Origin of the sequence: Pseudonocardia xinjiangensis (assembly GCF_050948425.1) — a bacterium.
GTDB lineage: Bacteria > Actinomycetota > Actinomycetes > Mycobacteriales > Pseudonocardiaceae > Pseudonocardia > Pseudonocardia xinjiangensis.
In genome coordinates, this window is the sequence record NZ_CP192009.1 from 3,932,554 (window position 1) to 3,949,252 (window position 16,699).

The following is a 16,699-nucleotide window of genomic DNA, read 5'->3' on the forward strand; positions in this document are numbered from 1 at the left end:
GGGTTGGTTCGAGACAGTTCTTCGGCAGGGGAGAAACGGGCGATGAGTGAAACGGTGCAGGGCCGTGAGGGGCTGTTGAGCACGGCGTTCGTCGGGCTCGCCGACACCCTGATCGACGACTTCGACATCATCGACCTCCTGGATCAGCTCGTCGGGCACGGCGTCACGTTGTGCGGTGCCGACGCGGTGGGGATCCTGCTGGTCGACTCCCGCGGGTACCTGCAGGTCGTGGCCTCCTCGGACGAGGACGTGAGCCTGATGGAGCTGCTGCAGCTCCAGGCCGACGACGGTCCGTGCGTGGAGTGCGTGCGCACCGCGGCCCCGGTGGTCGCCCCGGATCTGGCCGATGTGGGCGACCGCTGGCCGGTGCTCACCGGCGCGATGAGGACGCACCACCTGTACCGGTCGGTGCACGCGATGCCGTTGCGGCTGCGCGGCAAGGCCATCGGTGCCATGAACCTGTTCCGCCGGCTGCCCGGCGCCCTGCCGGAAGCCGATCTCGCGCTGGCCCAGGCGCTGGCCGACGTGGCCACCGTGGGGATCCTGCAGGAGCGGGCCGTCCGCCGGGGTGAGGTGCTCGTGGAACAGCTGCAGACGGCGTTGAACAGCCGGGTCATCATCGAGCAGGCCAAGGGGGTGCTGGCCCAGCGGGCGGGGCTGAGCATGAACGCGGCGTTCGAGCGGCTCCGCAGCCACTCCCGCAACCGCAACCAGCGCCTGAGCGAGGTCGCCCGCCAGGTCGTCGAGGGCGAGCTCGATCTCGGCGCGCTCGAGTCGCCCGGACGGGCGGGTTAGCCGCACCCGAACGCCTCGGGAAGGAATGCACCCCTGCGGGGTGGGCGTTCTGTCCCGTTGTGCGCTCTCCCCACCGCTTCGCCGCGTTGCTCGGGCTGCTGTTCGGCCTCGCCGGCACGTCCACGTCCGCGGTCACCGTCGCTCTCCCCGAACTGGCGGGCGACCTGGAGGTCAGCGCGGCGACCGCGGCGTGGATGGTCAGCGGCTACACCGTGACGCTCGCCGTCGCGACCCCCATCCACGGCCGCCTCGCCGACGTCGTGGGTATCCGGCTCCCGCTCTGCCTCGGCATCGCCGCGATGGCGCTCGGCGCGCTCGCCGCCGCACTCGCCCCGTCCTTCCCCGCGCTGCTCGTCGCGCGCGTCCTGCAGGGCGCCGGTGCAGCGGCGATCCCCGTGCTCGCGACGGCCCTGATCAGCGCCCGCTGGAGCGGGTCCGAGCAGGGCGCCGCGCTCGGCCGCGTGGCCGGCGTGGCCGCCACGATCGGCGCGCTCGGGCCGTTGCTGGGCGGCGGGCTCGACACGCTGGGCGGGTGGCGGTGGGCCGTCGCGATCCCCGTGCTCGCCCTGCTGGCGATCCCTCCCCTCTGGCGCATCGCTCCCGCAGGGGGCAGCGGTGACGCCATCGACCGGACGGGCGCAGTGCTCGTGGCCGTCGCCGCGGCAGGGCTGGTGCTGCTCATCCAGTCGCCGTCGTCCGGCACCGGCACCGCGGTTCTCGGCGCGGCGCTCCTGGTCGTCGGCGCCCCGCTGGTGACCTTGTGGGTCCGGGCTCACCCGCACGGGTTCCTGCCGCGCGAGATCATCACGAACCCCACCGTGCTGCGCAGCGCGTTCGCAGCGGCAGCGGTCCCGGCGAGCTGGTTCGCCCTGCTGCTGGGAGTGCCGCTCGCCGCCGCCTCGTGGGGCTGGACACCGCTGGCGACCGGGGCGCTGCTCGTGCCCGCGGCCGTCGTCGGGTTCGCCTCACCGGCTCTCGCCCGCGTCCTCCTCGCCCGCCTCGGGTCCCGGCGCTCCATCGCTCTCGCGTGCCCGACGGCCATCGTCGCGCTGCTCACCGCCGCAGCAGGAGGTGCCACGGAGTCGCCCGTCCTGCTGGCCACAGCGGTCGTGCTGGTCTCCGCCGCGTTCGGGGTCGGGCAGCCCGCGATGATCGCCTCGGTGGGAGCAGCCGTCCCCGGGGCGCAGCGGGGCGTGGCCCTCGGTATCGCCACACTGGTGTTCCTCACCGGAGCGAGCGTCGGTGCGGCACTCGTCGGCGGGCTGGCGGACGTGATCGGCATCCCAGGTGCGTTCTGCCTGCTCATCGCGCTCCCGGTGGCCGGGCTGGTGGCTCTGCTGGCCGGCGGACCCGACCGCGTGGCGGCCGACGCCGCCTGAGCGGGGCGCACGGGATGGGGATTGCCCCCGTGTCGTCCGGGGGCTCACCGGCTCAACCCGGCGGCCGCTTCCGCGCAGGCTCGCCGCATGACCACTTTCACCGGTATGTCCGACGCACCGCCGCGCGGGAGCGACTACGCGCACCTGTCCCGCCGGATCACCGACGCCGGGCTCATGGACCGCAGGCCCGGCTACTACGTCGCCCGGTTCCTCCTGGTGGGTGCGGCGGCCGCGCTGACGGCCACCGCGTTCGTCCTGCTCGGGGACTCGCCGTGGCAACTGCTCGTGGCCGCGGCAGCCGCCGTCGGGTACGGGCAGGTCGCACTGCTCGCACACGACGTCGCGCACCGGCAGGTCTTCCGCTCCCGGGTCGCGGCGACGGTCACCGGCAGGCTGCTCGGCAACCTCGGCATCGGGATGTCCTACGGCTGGTGGATGGACAAGCACACGCGCCACCACGCGAACCCCAACCACGAAGGACTCGACCCCGACGTGGCTGCGGGAGCGTTGGTCTGGACCGGGGAGCAGGCGGTGGCCGCGCGGGGCGTCACCCGTTTCGTCAACCGCCACCAGGCGCTGCTGTTCTTCCCACTCCTCACGCTGGCCGGGATCGACCTGCGCCGCAGCAGCGTGCGGGGGCTGCTGGGCGAGCGCGGCGCCACGGTGCGCGGCCGCCGCCTGGAGCTCGGACTGCTCGCCGCGCACGCCGCCGGGTACCTGGCCGCACTGTTCCTGGTGCTGCCGCCCGGGCTCGCGATCGCCTTCTTCGTGGTGCACCAGGGGTTGTTCGGGGTGTACCTGGGCTCGATCTTCGCGCCCAACCACAAGGGGATGGCGATGCCGCAGGGTCGCCTGGACTTCCTGCGCAAGCAGGTGATCACCGCACGGAACGTCCGGGGCGGCCGGCTGACCGACGGTCTGCTGCACGTGGCGATGGGCGGGCTCAACCACCAGATCGAGCACCACCTCTTCCCGAGCATGCCGACAGCGAACCTGCGCCGGGCCCGCCCGGTCGTGCGGGAGTTCTGCGCCGAGATCGGCGTGCCCTACCACGAGACCGGGCTGGTGCGGTCCTGGGCGGAGGCGCTGGGACAGCTGCGCCGCGCCAGTGCGCCGTTGCGCGGAGAGGGTGGCTGACCGATTCGTTCACGACAGGCAACCGTCGGGACGGGAGGCTCACCCCATGACGGCGCTCACGACCATCGATCTACCCGCCGCCGCGGACTTCATGGCGACGCACGGGCGGCTGCTCGACCGCCACCGGTTCCGGCTGCTCCTCGGCACGGGCGGCCCGGATCCGGTGCTCGCCGCCCTCGCGGCGTACCGCAACGCGGACGGCGGGTACGGCTGGGGACTGGAGCCGGACCTGCGGTCGGGGTCGAGCCAGCCCGGAGCGGCGCTGCACGCGTTCGAGGTGTTCGCGGAGGTCGCCCCGACGACGACCCCGCACGCCGTCGCGCTGTGCGACTGGCTGGAGTCGGTCTCCCTCCCCGACGGCGGGCTGCCGTTCGCGTTGCCGGTGCCCGACCGGGCCGGCACCGCCGCATGGTGGGCGCAGGCGGACCCGCGGACGTCCTCGCTGCAGATCACCGCGATCGTCGCGGCCGTCGCTCAGCGCGCGGCCCGCCACGACCCCGCCGTGGCCGTGCACCCGTGGCTCGCGCGGGCGACGCGGTACTGCCTCGACGCCGTACGCGCGGTCGAGGAGCGTCCCCCGGCCCTCGTGCTGGCCTTCGCGCTGCGGTTCCTCGACGCGGTGTACGACAGCGAGCCGGCCGCGGCCGCTCTGCTCGGGCGGCTCGGTGCTCATCTGCCGGACAACGGCGTCCTTCCGGTCGAGGGGGGCACCGACGACGAGACGATCCGTGCACTCGACATCGCGCCCGAGCCCGACCGCCCGGTGCGGGCGCTGTTCGCGCCCGAGGTCGTCACCGCCGAGCTGCGGCGGCTCGCCGGCGCGCAGCAGGCCGACGGGGGCTGGCGTGTGGAGTTCGCGGAGTTCTCCCCCGCGGGCGCCATGGACTGGCGGGGATACGCCACGGCACGGGCGGTGGCGGTCCTGCGGGGCGATGCAGCGATCTGACCGGCCGGGGTCAGGGCACCAGCAGCAGCGCGGTCGGCACCGCCACCAGCCCGGCGGCGGCCACCCGCACGAGCACCCGGACCGCAGCAGGAAGCGGCGCGGGCGGGGAGACGATCCGGCACAGCCGGTGGTCCAGCTTGTCGGTGAACGAGCTCAGTGCGGCAGCCGGCGCTGCGCCGCCCATCGTCCGCAACGCCCCCGTCAGCTGCTTGGCCGTGACCTCGCTCGCCGCCACGTCGTCGGCGCGCATCTCGATCAGCGCGGCCACCGCGAGCTGGGCGCAGACCATCCCCCGCACGAACGGCGCGGTGGCACCCCAGGCCACGAACGGCAGCACCACCAGGTCGTGGCGCTCCCGCAGGTGGGCCCGCTCGTGGGCGAGCACGGCCCGGACCGCAGGTGGGTCGAGAGCGTCGAGAACCCCGGCCGACAGCACGAGCCGGGACCGCAGCCCGGGAAGGCAGTACGCCACGGGGACGGGATGGTCGAGCACCCGCGCGCCCGGGACGGCGGGCCACGGCGTGCCGAGCAGGTCGATCAGGTCACGATGACGGCGCCGCACCTTGAGCGTGCGCAGCGTGACCGCGAGCAGCACCCCGACCAGCCGCAGCGCCAGCGCCAGCGCCGCCAGCAACGCGGCGATGTGGATGAGCGAGAGCTCCCGGGGCACCTCGCCGACGGCCATCGCGTCGACCGCGGCGGGAACCGCCACCGACAGCGAGGGCCCCAGCGGGGACAGGCCGTACACGAAACCGGAGCCGAGGAGCGCCAGGCCGCCGGCGAGCCCGATCGCCTGCCACACGAGCAGTGCGCCGACGGGGTCGCGGGCCGGCCACTCCGCTGTGGCCAGCGCTCGGCTCAGCGGCTCGGCGAGCACCACGCCGAGCACGAAGAGGCCGAACGCAGTGAGCGTCATCGGAGCAGACTGGTTCAGTCGAGCAGGTCACGCAAAGCGGCGCGCTCGTCCTCCGGCATCGAACCGAGGAACCGGGCCAGGGCCGCGCCCCGGTCCGGCGCCGCATCCAGGGCGTCGAGCATGAGCTCGGCGACATGGTCCTCACGGCTGGCCACGGAGCGGTAGCGATGCGCCCGGCCCTCGCGCTCGCGCGTGACGAGGCCCTTGCGCTCCAGCCTGCCGAGCACCGTGAGCACGGTGGTGGTGGCCAGATCACGACTCGCCAGCGCATCCTGCACGTCACGAGCGGTGACGGGCCCCGTGGCCGACCAGAGGGTCTCCATCACGGCACGTTCCAGTTCACCCAGCGTCGGCACCAGCCCATTCTACTTCAGGTAGAAGCTTCTGGGGAGCCTCCATTCGATCTGTTCGTCACTCTCACCTGCGGGAAGTCGGACCGTTCGGCGACGAATCCCCGCAGCCCGGCGATCAGTGCCGGCGGGGGCACGCCAGGCCCGTCGGAGACAAGGCTCGTGCCCGGCACCTCTCATGGTGGGGCGGTGCATAGTGAGGTGCGTGGCGGAACCAGGCGCAATCCGGATGGGGACAGCACGCGGTCGATGGGTGCTCCTCACCACCGTGCTGGGGTCCGGTCTCGTGCTGATCGACGGCACGGTGGTGAACGTCGCACTGGCACGGATCGGTGCCGACTTCGACGCCGGGTTCACCGCGCTGCAGTGGACGGTCAACGCCTACACGCTCACGCTCGCCGCCCTGATCCTGCTGGGCGGGTCACTCGGCGACCACTTCGGGCGGCGCCGGGTGTTCCTGATCGGCGTCGTGTGGTTCGCACTGGCGTCGCTGATGTGCGGACTCGCCCCGGACGTCAACACGCTCATCGTGGCCAGGGCACTCCAGGGCGTCGGCGGGGCGTTGCTCACCCCGGGCAGCCTGGCGCTGATCTCGGCGTCCTTCCACGGCCCGGACCGGGCGGCTGCCGTGGGGGCGTGGTCGGGCCTCGGCGGCATCGCCGGCGCCGTCGGGCCCTTCCTCGGCGGCTGGCTGGTGGAGTGGAACTGGCGCGCGGTGTTCCTCATCAACCTCCCGCTGGCCGTGCTCGTCGTCGTGGTGGCACTGCGGCACGTGCCCGAGAGCCGCGACCCCGACGCGGCGCCGGGCCTCGACATCTCCGGCACCGCGCTCGCCGCGCTCGGTCTGGCCGGTCTCACGTACTCGCTCACGGGGCTGAGTGAGCGAGGGGTGACGACGGACCTGGTGGTCGCCCTGGTGATCGGGCTGCTGGCGCTGGTGGCGTTCGTGCTCCACGAGCGGCGCTCCCAGCATCCGCTGGTACCGACCGAGCTGTTCGGGAACGCGACGTTCAGCGCAGCCAACGCGGTGACCATGCTGGTCTACGCCGCACTCGGAGTGGTGTTCCTGCTACTGGTGCTGCAACTGCAGACCGTCGCGGGGTTCAGCGCGTTCGCCGCAGGCACGTCGCTGCTGCCCGTCACGCTGATCATGCTGGCGTTCTCCGCGCGCTCCGGGGCACTCGCCGGACGGATCGGGCCCCGGCTGCCGATGACGCTCGGCCCGCTGGTGAGCGCGGCCGGGCTGCTGCTCATGCTCCGGATCGGCCCCGGCGCGTCGTGGGCCGCCGACGTGCTGCCCGCCGTGCTCGTCTTCGGCGCCGGCCTGACTCTCACCGTCGCCCCCCTCACCGCCACCGTGCTCGACAGCGCCCCCGACCGGTACGCCGGCGCCGCGTCCGGGGTGAACAACGCGGTCGCGCGGGCGGCGGGGCTGCTCTCGGTGGCCGTGATCCCCGGCGTCGCGGGCATCCGCGGCAGCGACTACACCGAGGCTGCCTCCTTCAACGCCGGGTTCCGGATGGCGATGATGATCGGCGCCGGGCTCCTGGTGCTGGCGTCGCTGCTGGCGTTCACGTTGGTCCGGCGGCCGCTGCAGGCCGCCGAGGCCGACCGCCCCGACAGCACGACCGCTCACCGCGTGCCCATCGAGGAGTACGCCCACTGCGACATCGTCGCGCCCCAGGTCTGCCCCGGGGCCGAGCGGATGCGCGACTGAGCACGGCACGGCCCGGCGGGTCGGGGTCTCACCGGGCGTCGAGCAGAGTATGACTGCGCTACCCTTTCAGTATGACCGCCCAGCGTGTGACGGTGAGCCTGCCGCCCGAGATCCTCGAGGAGGCTCAGGCCGCCGTCGCGGGCGGCGCCGCCAAGAGCCTGTCGGCGTTCGTCGCCGACGCGTTGGAGTCCAAGCTGTCGCGGGCCCGCGCGCTCGCCATACTGGAACGGGCGCTCGGCGGCCGGCCTCCGCAGGAGGTCATCGACGCCGTGCGCCGTGATCTGGGCCTGCCCTCAGTTCCCGCCGCGTGATCGGCGGCCGCGTCCTCGACGCCTCCGCCATCATCGCCTTCTCGAACGGCCGCTCGATCTACGCCGCCGCGCTGGTGTGGACCGCCGTCGAGGAGGGCATCGTGCTGGTGCTTCCGTCCACGGCCGTCGCCACCGCGTGGGCGCAGCTACCGGAGAAGGCCCACCCCGTGCTCGAGGTCCTGCTGCAGCTCCCGGTGACCCTGGTCGACGACCTCACGGCCGGCCGCGCCCGAACGGTCGGGGTGAGGGGCGGCGACCAGTTGCACGCGCACGCCCTGCTCTGCGCCCACGAGCGCGGGTGGGCACTGGTCACCGAGAACTTCGGCCAGTACACCGGTGTCGACCGGGCCGGCGTCGAGGTCGAGCAGCTGCCCTAGGAGCGCGCTCCTGCCACGACGAGGCCCCCGCACCGAGCTGGTGCGGGGGCCTCCGTGACGCAGAACGGGGCGGATCAGCGCAGGTCGAGCGCCTCCGCGAGCTGACGCAGGGCCGGCAGCGGGTCCTCGTCATTGGGCAGGACCTGCGCACAGACGTGGTCGGCGCCCGCGTCGAGGTGTTCGGTGAGGCGCGCGGCCACGGCGGCGGCGTCCCCGTGGGCGACGAGCGCGTCGATCAGCCGGTCGCTCCCGCCGTCGGCCAGGTCCTCATCGCTCCACCCCAGGCGCTTCAGGTTCGAGGTGTAGTTGCGCAGGCCCAGGTAGGGCTTCGCCACGACGGGGCGTCCGACCGCCCTGGCCCGCTCCGGGTCGGTGTCGAGCACCACCTTGTGCTCGGGCGCGAGCAGCACGCCCTCGCCCAGGATCGCCCGGGCCTCACGCGTGTGCTCGGGAGTGGTCAGGTAGGGGTGCGCGCCCGCCGTGCGCTCCGCGGCCAGCCTGAGCACCTTCGGGCCCAGCGCCGCGAGCGCCCGCCCCTCCAACGGCACCTTCGCGGCGTCGAGCCGGTCGAGGTAGTCGACGATCGTGTCGTAGGGCTTGCGGTACTCGCTCGTGGCCTCGGGGTGGCCGATGCCGACCCCGAGCAGGAAACGGCCGGGGTAGGCCGCCTCGATCCGGTGGTAGGACGCGGCCACCTCCTCGGCGGGTGTCGTCCACATGTTGACGATGCCGGTGGCCACCGCGATCCGCTGCGTGGCGGCGAGCATCGACTCGGCGAGCGCGAGGTCCCCGGGGGGCGAGCCGCCGATCCAGATGGCGCCGTAGCCCAGCGCCTCCACCTCTGTCGCGAGCTCCGGGGTGAGCCCCGCCGCGCTCCGCCAGATGCCGTACCGACCCAGTTCTACCGTCATGTTCGCGGCAACCCCGGCGCGCGCCGTCACATTCCGGCAACTGTCGGTGGGTACACATAAGGTCGTTTTCGTGAGCCGAGAGTCGACCACCCGGGCTGCGCCGCTGCGGATGCGCCCCCGGGTGGTGGTGCCCGCCGATCCGCGCAGGCCCCGCGATGCGCCCGCCGGCACGGAGGCGGTGGTCGTCGGGGGCGGGGTGGCCGGCATCAGCGCGGCGGTCGTGCTGGCCGAGCGGGGCGTGGCCGTCACGCTCCTGGAGGCCGCGCCCACGCTCGGCGGCCGGCTCGGCGCCTGGCCCCACACGCTGCCCGACGGCACCGAGCAGGTGGTCGAGCACGGCTTCCACGCCTTCTTCCGCCACTACTACACGTGGCGGGCGGTGCTGCGGCGGATCGACCCGGAGCTGGGTTTCCTGCGCCCGGTCGGCGGCTATCCGGTGATCTCCCGCGAGTGGCCGCCCGAGGACCTCACCGGGCTGCCCGCGGCGCCGCCGCTCAACCTGCTGGCGTTGTTCGCCCGGTCCCCGAGCCTGGGCCTGCGCGATCTCCTCGGCTCCCGGCAGTCCCTGGCCGCCGAGCTCCTCGCCTACGACCGTGAGCGCACCACCGCGGCGTTCGACGCCGTGCCGGCCGCGGAGTTCCTGGCCGGGCTGGGCATGTCCGACCGCGCGCTCGCCATGCTGTTCGAGGCGTTCGCGCGGTCGTTCTTCGCCGAGCCCGCCGCGCTGTCCGCCGCGGAGCTGATCGCGATGTTCCACTACTACTTCCTCGGCAATCCCGAGGGCATCGGCTTCGACGCGCCCACCACCGACTACCTCACCTGCATCTGGGAGCCGTTCCGGGCCGTGCTCGGGAAGCACGGCGCGCAGGTCCGCACGGCCACCGCGGCGAGCGCGGTGGTTCCCGCCGACGGGCACCGCTGGCGGGTCGAGCTCGCCGACGGCGCCCCGCTCGACACGCGCCACCTGGTACTGGCCACCGACCCGGGCGCCCTGCAACGCCTGCTGGCGGCGTCCCCGGCCGCGGCCGCCGCGGCGCCCCGGCTCGCGGAGAAGGCGGCAGCGCTGGCGCTGGCCCCACCGTTCGCGGTCACCCGGCTCTGGCTCGGCAGCGACGTCGCGCCAGAGCGTCCGATGTTCAGCGCCGTCAGCCGGGAGGCCACGCTCGACTCCATCACCGTCTACTCCCGCCTCGAGCGGCCGTCCGCCGAGTGGGCGGCACGCACCGGCGGGTCGGTGGTGGAGCTGCACTCCTACGGGTGCACCGCGCCCGACGTCGGCTCGGCCACGGAGCGGATGCGCGCCGAGCTCGCCGCGCTGTGGCCGGAGACCCGCGATGCTCCCGTCGTGCACCTGCAGCAGCGGCTGGAGGCCACCGCCCCCACCTTCCCACCGGGCGGCGCCGGCACCCGGCCCACGGTCACCGGCGATGCCCGGGGCATCCGGGTCGCAGGCGACTTCGTCGACACACCAATGCTCACCGGCCTGATGGAACGCGCTGCCGCGTCCGGTGTGCTGGCGGCCAACGACGTGCTCGCCGAGGTGGGTGCCGGTCCGGAGGAGATCCTGGGCGTCCCCCAGCGTGGGTTGCTCGCCGGGCTCCTCCCCTCGCGCGCGCAACCCCGGCTCACCCCGCGACGCGGGTGAGGATCGCGTTCGATCCCGGGCCACGCGACGGACCGGCCCGGATCCAACGGCTCGCCGACGACGGCACCGCCCTCGGCGCCCCGGAACCTCTCACCGCGCTCGCAAGCGTCGCCGACCTCGAGCGGGACCACGCGCCACGGTGGGTGTTCGCCCGGGCCCGCAGCTACCGGCGGCTGCTCGCCGCAGGGGTGGAGGTGGCGCGCGCCCACGACGTCGAGCTGGTGGAAGGCCTGCTGGTGGGAGCCGCGGGCCAGTACGGCCAGCCGCACGGTCTGGCCGCGGCCACCGCGCGGCTGCAGGGCCGCACCCCCGATCCCGATCCGCCCGACGACGGCGACGGTCCCCCGGCCCTGTTCGAGACCGGCGCCGCCACCGACGAGCTCGCCGACGTCGTGGCGGTGCACGCGACCCAGCAGCGGGCGCTCGCCGCCGCCGGGCCGGGGATGCGGCTGCTGGCCGCCGCCGAGTCCGCCGGGATGCTCGTGGCCGAGGAGATGACCTGCCACGGGCTGCCCTGGCGGCCCGACGTCCACGACCGGCTGCTCACGGAGCTGCTGGGGCCGCGCCCCGTGCTCGGGGGCAGGCCGCCGAAGCTGGCCGCGCTGGCCGACGAGGTCACCGCCGCGTTCGGGGGCCGTCCGCTCAACCCCGACTCCCCCGCCGAGGTACTGCGCGCGTTCGCCCGGGCCGGCCACGAGCTGGAGACCACGCGGTCGTGGGAGCTGCGCCGCATCGACCACCCGGCGGTCGAGCCGCTGCTCGCGTACAAGGAGCTCGCCAGGCTGCACTCCGCCCACGGCTGGTCCTGGCTGCGCAGCTGGGTCCACGACGGCCGGTTCCGCCCCGAGTACGTGGTCGGCGGGGTCGTGTCGGGCCGGTGGGCCTCCCGCGGCGGCGGGGCCCTGCAGATTCCCCGCGCCGTACGCTCCGCCGTCCGGGCCGACCCGGGCTGGCGGCTGGTGGTGGCCGACGCCGCCCAGCTGGAGCCCCGGGTCCTGGCCGCCCTGTCCGGCGACCACGCGCTCGCCCCCGGCGACGACGACCTGTACTCCGCGCTCGCCGCCCGCGAGTTCGACGGCGACCGGCCGAAGGCCAAGCTCGCGCTGCTCTCGGCGATGTACGGCCAGACCTCGGGTGGGGCCGGTGCACTGATGGCCACGCTGCGCCGGCGGTTCCCGGCCGCGATCGCCTATGTGGAGGACGCGGCGAGAGCGGGCGAGGAGGGCAGGCTCGTGCACTCACATCTGGGGCGCACCTGCCCACCGGCACGGCCCGGCCACGAGCAGCCGGCCGCGGCGCGCGCACGAGGGCGGTTCACCCGCAACTTCGTGGTGCAGGCCACCGCCGCGGAGTGGGCGCTGGTGCTGCTGGCCGAGCTCCGGCTGCTGCTGCGAGCGGCTGAAAGCCCGGCCCACCTGGTGTTCTTCCAGCACGACGAGGTGCTGCTGCACGCCCCGGCGGCCGCGGCGCAGCAGGCCGCGGCCGCCGTTCGTGAGGCCGCCGAGACAGCCGGGCGTCGTCTCTTCGGCACGTCACCGGTGCGGTTCCCGATGCAGCTGCGCATCGTGGAGGGCTACGACCAGCGGTGACGCCGCCCTGCCGGCTCAGTACTCGTCGTGCAGTCGCCACCACTGGTACGGCGCGGTCTGCGGGTACCCGGCCGGCGAGTCCTCCCACTGCTCCTGACGACCCAGCGGGGTCAGGTCGAGGAAGCTCCAGACGCTGCCGAGCTGTTCGACCCCGCGCCCGGCCGTGAAGTAGGTGCGGAAGACCCGGTCACCCTCCCGGAGGAAGACGCTGAGCCCGAACCCCTCGGGCGTCCCGGTGGCGTCGGCGAAGTCGGGGCCGCAGGAGAAGAACGGGAGGGTCCAGCCCATGCGACGACGGAACGGCTCGAGGTCGCTCCACGGCGTCAGCGAGACGATCGCCAGCGACGTGTCGCGGGCGTGCAGGTGCGCGAGGTTGCTGACCTGGTCGGTGAACAGTGCGCAGCCCTTGCACCAGTTCGGGTCGTGCATGAAGTGGTAGACGATCAGCTGCCGGCGTCCCTCGAAGACGTCGAGCAGGGTCTGCTCGCCCGCCTCGCCGGTGAACGTGAAGGGGCCGAACTCGACCATCGGCTGGCGCCTGCGCCGCGCCGCCAGCGCGTCGTGGGCGCGGGTCATGTCCTTCTCCGCGGCGAGCAGATCGGCGCGGGCGGCCGCCCATTCCGCCGGGGACACTATGTCGGGCAGGGTGCTGGTGGAGGTCGTGCCAGTGGTACTCATGCGGTTGCCTCCCGGAACCGTTCGGTGAGCCGGTCGAGGGCGCTCGACCAGCCGTCGTGGTGGCTGTCGCGGCTGTCGTCGGTGGTGAAGCCGGCCTGGTGCAGGGTCATCTCGGTGCGCCCGTCGAGGTCGGCGAGCTCGACGGTGACCACCGACTCCTGCCGAGTGTCGCCGGGAGCGCCCCAGGTGAAGACGAGACGCTCGGGTTCCGACACCTCGATGTAGAAGCCGCCGGTCGAATACTCGGCGCCGTCGTCGTCGCGGATCATGGTCGCCTGCCACGTCCCGCCCGGGCGGACGTCCATGGCGATCGTCGACATCGGGGTCGTGAAGCCCCGGGGCCCGAACCACGCGGTGACGTGAGCGGGGTCGGTCCACGCCTGGAAGACCAGCCGCCGGGGCGCGTCGAGGACGCGGGTGATGGTGAGCTCGCGCTCGCCGGTCTCACGTCGGTCGGTCATCGGTGTGTCCCTCCTGGATCTGTCGCAGGTGGTCGTCGAGGCGGTCGAAGCTGCCATCCCAGAACTGCTGGTAGCGCCCCACCCAGTCGGCCACGTCGGCGAGCGGGCCGGCGTCGAGGCGGCACGGGCGCCACTGTGCGGAGCGGCCACGGGTGATCAGGCCGGCGCGTTCGAGCACCTTCAGGTGCTTGGAGACGGCAGGCAGGCTCATCGTGAAGGGTGCGGCCAGCTCGGTGACCGACGCCTCGCCGTCGGCGAGGCGCGCGAGGATCGCCCGCCGGGTGGGATCGGCCAGCGCCGCGAAGGTGACGCTGAGAGCATCGTCGGTCATGACCTGCCAAACCAGTCGGTTAATTAACTACAAGGTTTACCATAGCCCGATCCCCGTCGCCGTCAAGGCCTTTCTGAAGCTCAACCGAACGGTTGACCATCGTGCGAGATCGCCTCTATCCTCAACCGAGTGGTTGAACGACTCGACGCGGTGTTCCACGCTCTCGCCGACCCGACGCGCCGTGCGATGGTCCGCGGGCTCGCCGAGCACGAGCAGACGGTCACCGAGCTCGCCGCCCCGCATCCCATCTCGCTCGCCGCCGCGTCGAAGCACATCAAGGTCCTGGAGCGCGCCGGACTGGTGCGCCGCACCGTGCACGGCAGGCGGCACGTGTGCCGCCTCGAAGCGGCGCCGCTGGCCGAGGCCACGCACCACCTGCGCTTCTACGAGCAGTTCTGGACCGACCGCCTCGACGCCCTCGACGCGTTCGTCACCTCACGGCCGGAGGAACCCTGATGCCCCTCGTTCCGCACACCGTCACCGTATCCCGCATCGTCGCGGCGGCCCCCGCCGCGATCTATGCGGCCTGGACCGAGCCCGACCAGATGCGGCGCTGGTACGCCACCGTCGTCGACGCCGATGTACGGGTGGGTGGCCGCTACCGGATCGAACTGCACGAGGACGACGGCAGCGTCAACCGCTTCACCGGCGAGTACCTGGCCCTCGAGCCACACTCCCGGATCGCCTTCACGTTCACCCACCACTCGCAGACGCCCGAGGACCGGATCAGCGACGAGACCGTCACCGTCACCCTCCGCGAGGTCGAGCCCGGCCGCACCGAGGTGACGGTGACCAACAGCTGGACCGGCCCCGAGTTCGAGCCCTCCTACTACGAGGACCTGCGCAGCGGCTGGGAGGAGTGGGTCAACCGCCTGGAGAAGATGTTCTGACCGGAGCTGGGGGGTGCCCTCAGGGGGCCAGCACCGGGACGGACTCCTCGGAGACCGCCTCGACGACCGCCGCGGCCATGCCGGCCGTGCCCAGCGCGTTGGGGTGCACCGGGGCGGCAGGAGCCGTCGGGACCAGGCCCTCGATCCACTTGACGCCGGGCAGCTGGCACATGTCGTGCCCGATGGAGGGGGTGTAGGTGTCGACGAAGTCGGCGCCCGCGCTGTCGGCCTCGTCGGCGAGCATCGCGTTGAGCCGCTTCTCGGTCTCGCGGAAGTAGGCCACGTCGCCCGGGCTGAACGGAACCAGCGGGAAGCAGCCGGGCCCCTCGTCGGGGAGCAGCGCCGGGTAGCCCACCACCAGGACCCTCGCGTCCGGGGCGCGCTCCCCGATCTGCTCCAGCGCCGCGGCGACCTTCGGTGCGGTGGCGTCGATCCGCTCGGCGAGCTGGTCGTTGCCGCCCGCTGTGAAGAAGTCGCGGCACGCCGCGCCCGTCGGCTGTTGCGGGGACCGGACGGCGCACTCGCTGATGATCGAGCTGAAGCCGATGTCATTGCCGCCGATGGTCAGCGTGACCAGCTCGGTGTCCTCCGACAGCGCGTCGAGCTGCGGAGGGTTCTCGCCCCCGGTGACCGCCTGGGGACCTGCGAGGTTCTCCGTGGTGGCGCCGCTGCAGCTCACGTCCTGGAAACCGGGGACCCCGAGGGTGCGGCCCACGATGGCCGGGTAGTTGTTCGTGGAGCGCAGGCAGCCGGCCGGCTGGCCGGTCTGCACCGGGATCAACGGTCCGGACGCGTAGGAGTCGCCCAGCGCCACGTAGCTCTGCGCCGGAACGCCGTGCGCCGGAACGGGCGAGACGGCCGCGGCCGCGGGAGCGGCCACCAGACCGGTCGTGAGCGCTGCCAGAACGAGCGGGAAGGCCCACCGGCCGGTGTGATGACGCACGGTTGCCTAACGATCACCACCGCCCGGGCGTTACTCGCGGTTGCGCCGCCTGTGCCCGCGAGTCGCCCGTTTCCCGCGCGCGAGTCGCCCGGTTTCAGCCGAGCCGGTCCGCGCGGTCCTCGAGGTAGCGCCGCTCGGGCACGCTCGTGCTGCGGCGGGCGGCCTCCCGGTAGGTGGCGCGGGCCGCGTCCACGTCCCCGGCCATGTCGAGCAGGTGGGCGCGCACGGCCGGCACCCGGTGATGCCCCGCGATGCGGCGGTCGGAGTCGAGCGTCGCCAGCAGGTCCAGGCCGGCGCGGGGGCCGTCCACCATCGCCACGGCGACGGCGCGGTTGAGCGTGACGACCGGGCTCGGGGCGAGCACGTCGAGCACCCGGTAGAGGGCGGCAACCTGCGGCCAGTCGGTGTCCTGCGCGCTCCTGGCCTCGCCGTGGACGGCCGCGATCGCCGCCTGGAGCTGGTAGGGCCCCACCGGCGCGCGGGCCAGGGTCGCGCTGACCAGCTTCACACCTTCGGCGATCAACGCCGCGTCCCAGCGGCTCCGGTCCTGCTCGGCCAACGGAACGAGGGCGCCGTCCGGACGGGTGCGGGCGGGACGCCGAGCCTCCGTGATGAGCATCAGGGCGAGCAGCCCCGCGACCTCACCGTCCTCGGGCAGGAGCCGGTGCAGCCTGCGGGTCAGCCGGATCGCCTCACGGGTGAGCTCGGGACGCTGCAGGTCGGGACCCGAGGTGGCGGTGTACCCCTCGTTGAAAACGAGATACACCACGTGCAGCACCACACCGAGCCGTTCGGGCTGCTCGGTGGCGGCCGGCGCACTGAAACCGACACCGGCGAGGGTGCGCTTCGCGCGGCTGATCCGCTGGGCCATCGTGGCCTCGGGCACGAGGAACGCGTGGGCGATCTGGGCGGTGGTCAGCCCGCCGACGGCCCGGAGCGTGAGCGCCACCTGCGACGGCGGCGACAGCGCCGGATGGCAGCACAGGAACAGCAGGGTGAGCGTGTCGTCCTGGGCGGCGTGGTCGACGTCGGCGGCGGGCGCCGGCAGGTCCGGCTCGGCGAGCGCCGCCGTGCTCTCGCGGCGGCGGCGGGCGCTCTCGCTGCGCCACTGGTCGGCCAGCCGCCGCCCTGCGACCGTGATCAGCCATGCGCGGGGGTTGTCCGGCACCCCCTCGACCGGCCACTGCACGGCGGCGGCGAGCAGCGCGTCCTGCACGGCGTCCTCGCACGCGTCGAACTGGCCGTACCGGCGCACCAGCACCGCGAGGACCTGCGGCGCCAGCGGGCGCAGCAGCTCCCCCATCTTCGTCGGCCGGTCGGTCA

The 16,699-nt window shown here is 73.7% G+C and carries 19 protein-coding genes; 11 read left to right on the plus strand and 8 right to left on the minus strand.

The window, feature by feature from the left end:
- The first annotated feature begins 42 nt into the window (after positions 1-42).
- From ACQPZA_RS18510 to ACQPZA_RS18525, 4 genes are all read left to right on the plus strand, one after another.
- On the plus strand, positions 43-795 hold the full coding sequence (locus ACQPZA_RS18510; RefSeq protein WP_433272165.1) for a GAF and ANTAR domain-containing protein: 753 nt from the start codon (positions 43-45) through the stop codon (positions 793-795).
- 59 nt (positions 796-854) lie between these two features.
- Positions 855-2,174 (plus strand): MFS transporter, encoded by a 1,320-nt coding sequence (locus ACQPZA_RS18515; protein ID WP_433272168.1) that lies wholly within the window; start codon positions 855-857, stop codon positions 2,172-2,174.
- An 87-nt stretch (positions 2,175-2,261) separates the two neighbouring features.
- On the plus strand, positions 2,262-3,311 hold the full coding sequence (locus ACQPZA_RS18520) for a fatty acid desaturase family protein (RefSeq protein ID WP_433272170.1): 1,050 nt from the start codon (positions 2,262-2,264) through the stop codon (positions 3,309-3,311).
- A gap of 46 nt (positions 3,312-3,357) precedes the next feature.
- Entirely contained in the window at positions 3,358-4,257 is a 900-nt protein-coding gene (locus ACQPZA_RS18525; protein WP_433272172.1) for a hypothetical protein, read from the plus strand.
- 10 nt (positions 4,258-4,267) lie between these two features.
- Here the strand turns inward: ACQPZA_RS18525 and ACQPZA_RS18530 are convergent, their stop codons facing one another.
- Positions 4,268-5,173 (minus strand): M56 family metallopeptidase, encoded by a 906-nt coding sequence (locus tag ACQPZA_RS18530; RefSeq protein ID WP_433272174.1) that lies wholly within the window; start codon positions 5,171-5,173, stop codon positions 4,268-4,270.
- Between the two features lie 14 nt (positions 5,174-5,187).
- Complete coding sequence (locus ACQPZA_RS18535) at positions 5,188-5,529, minus strand: BlaI/MecI/CopY family transcriptional regulator (protein WP_169396878.1); 342 nt, start codon at positions 5,527-5,529, stop codon at positions 5,188-5,190.
- 223 nt (positions 5,530-5,752) lie between these two features.
- Here ACQPZA_RS18535 and ACQPZA_RS18540 point away from each other — a divergent pair, with 223 nt between their 5' ends.
- From ACQPZA_RS18540 to ACQPZA_RS18550, 3 genes are all read left to right on the plus strand, one after another.
- Positions 5,753-7,240, plus strand: coding sequence for an MFS transporter (locus tag ACQPZA_RS18540; protein WP_433272177.1), 1,488 nt, complete (start codon positions 5,753-5,755; stop codon positions 7,238-7,240).
- Positions 7,241-7,311: 71 nt separating this feature from the next.
- A complete protein-coding gene (locus ACQPZA_RS18545; protein WP_169396876.1) occupies positions 7,312-7,551 on the plus strand; it encodes a YlcI/YnfO family protein in 240 nt (79 codons plus the stop codon).
- Positions 7,548-7,928 carry a hypothetical protein gene (locus ACQPZA_RS18550; RefSeq protein ID WP_169396875.1) on the plus strand — a complete coding sequence of 127 codons (381 nt, stop codon included), beginning with the start codon at positions 7,548-7,550 and terminating at the stop codon, positions 7,926-7,928. Before ACQPZA_RS18545 ends, ACQPZA_RS18550 begins: the two co-directional genes overlap by 4 nt.
- A gap of 74 nt (positions 7,929-8,002) precedes the next feature.
- Here ACQPZA_RS18550 and ACQPZA_RS18555 read toward each other — a convergent pair whose 3' ends face one another.
- Positions 8,003-8,839 (minus strand): LLM class F420-dependent oxidoreductase, encoded by an 837-nt coding sequence (locus ACQPZA_RS18555; protein ID WP_169396874.1) that lies wholly within the window; start codon positions 8,837-8,839, stop codon positions 8,003-8,005.
- 70 nt (positions 8,840-8,909) lie between these two features.
- On the opposite strand from ACQPZA_RS18555, the gene ACQPZA_RS18560 reads away from it, so the two are divergent.
- Both ACQPZA_RS18560 and ACQPZA_RS18565 read left to right on the plus strand, forming a co-directional pair.
- Positions 8,910-10,484 carry an FAD-dependent oxidoreductase gene (locus ACQPZA_RS18560; protein WP_433272180.1) on the plus strand — a complete coding sequence of 525 codons (1,575 nt, stop codon included), beginning with the start codon at positions 8,910-8,912 and terminating at the stop codon, positions 10,482-10,484.
- A complete protein-coding gene (locus tag ACQPZA_RS18565) occupies positions 10,481-12,073 on the plus strand; it encodes a bifunctional 3'-5' exonuclease/DNA polymerase (RefSeq protein ID WP_433272182.1) in 1,593 nt (530 codons plus the stop codon). Before ACQPZA_RS18560 ends, ACQPZA_RS18565 begins: the two co-directional genes overlap by 4 nt.
- A 15-nt stretch (positions 12,074-12,088) precedes the next feature.
- On the opposite strand, the gene ACQPZA_RS18570 is transcribed toward ACQPZA_RS18565, so the two are convergent.
- The 3 genes from ACQPZA_RS18570 to ACQPZA_RS18580 are packed head-to-tail and all read right to left on the minus strand — an operon-like array spanning position 12,089 to position 13,543.
- On the minus strand, positions 12,089-12,751 hold the full coding sequence (locus ACQPZA_RS18570; protein ID WP_433272184.1) for a DUF899 family protein: 663 nt from the start codon (positions 12,749-12,751) through the stop codon (positions 12,089-12,091).
- Entirely contained in the window at positions 12,748-13,212 is a 465-nt protein-coding gene (locus ACQPZA_RS18575) for an SRPBCC family protein (protein WP_169396870.1), read from the minus strand. Before ACQPZA_RS18575 ends, ACQPZA_RS18570 begins: the two co-directional genes overlap by 4 nt.
- Positions 13,196-13,543: an ArsR/SmtB family transcription factor gene (locus ACQPZA_RS18580; RefSeq protein ID WP_433272186.1), complete on the minus strand. Its 348-nt coding sequence runs from the start codon at positions 13,541-13,543 to the stop codon at positions 13,196-13,198. The genes ACQPZA_RS18575 and ACQPZA_RS18580 overlap by 17 nt, the downstream gene beginning before the upstream one ends.
- A 129-nt stretch (positions 13,544-13,672) precedes the next feature.
- Here ACQPZA_RS18580 and ACQPZA_RS18585 point away from each other — a divergent pair, with 129 nt between their 5' ends.
- Together ACQPZA_RS18585 and ACQPZA_RS18590 are read left to right on the plus strand one after the other, a co-directional pair.
- Positions 13,673-13,999: an ArsR/SmtB family transcription factor gene (locus tag ACQPZA_RS18585; RefSeq protein WP_433272188.1), complete on the plus strand. Its 327-nt coding sequence runs from the start codon at positions 13,673-13,675 to the stop codon at positions 13,997-13,999.
- Entirely contained in the window at positions 13,999-14,433 is a 435-nt protein-coding gene (locus ACQPZA_RS18590; RefSeq protein WP_433272190.1) for an SRPBCC family protein, read from the plus strand. The genes ACQPZA_RS18585 and ACQPZA_RS18590 overlap by 1 nt, the downstream gene beginning before the upstream one ends.
- A 19-nt stretch (positions 14,434-14,452) precedes the next feature.
- Here the strand turns inward: ACQPZA_RS18590 and ACQPZA_RS18595 are convergent, their stop codons facing one another.
- Complete coding sequence (locus ACQPZA_RS18595; RefSeq protein ID WP_433272193.1) at positions 14,453-15,376, minus strand: SGNH/GDSL hydrolase family protein; 924 nt, start codon at positions 15,374-15,376, stop codon at positions 14,453-14,455.
- A gap of 94 nt (positions 15,377-15,470) precedes the next feature.
- Positions 15,471-16,679 carry an RNA polymerase sigma factor gene (locus ACQPZA_RS18600; protein ID WP_433282866.1) on the minus strand — a complete coding sequence of 403 codons (1,209 nt, stop codon included), beginning with the start codon at positions 16,677-16,679 and terminating at the stop codon, positions 15,471-15,473.
- Between the last annotated feature and the right edge of the window lie 20 nt (positions 16,680-16,699).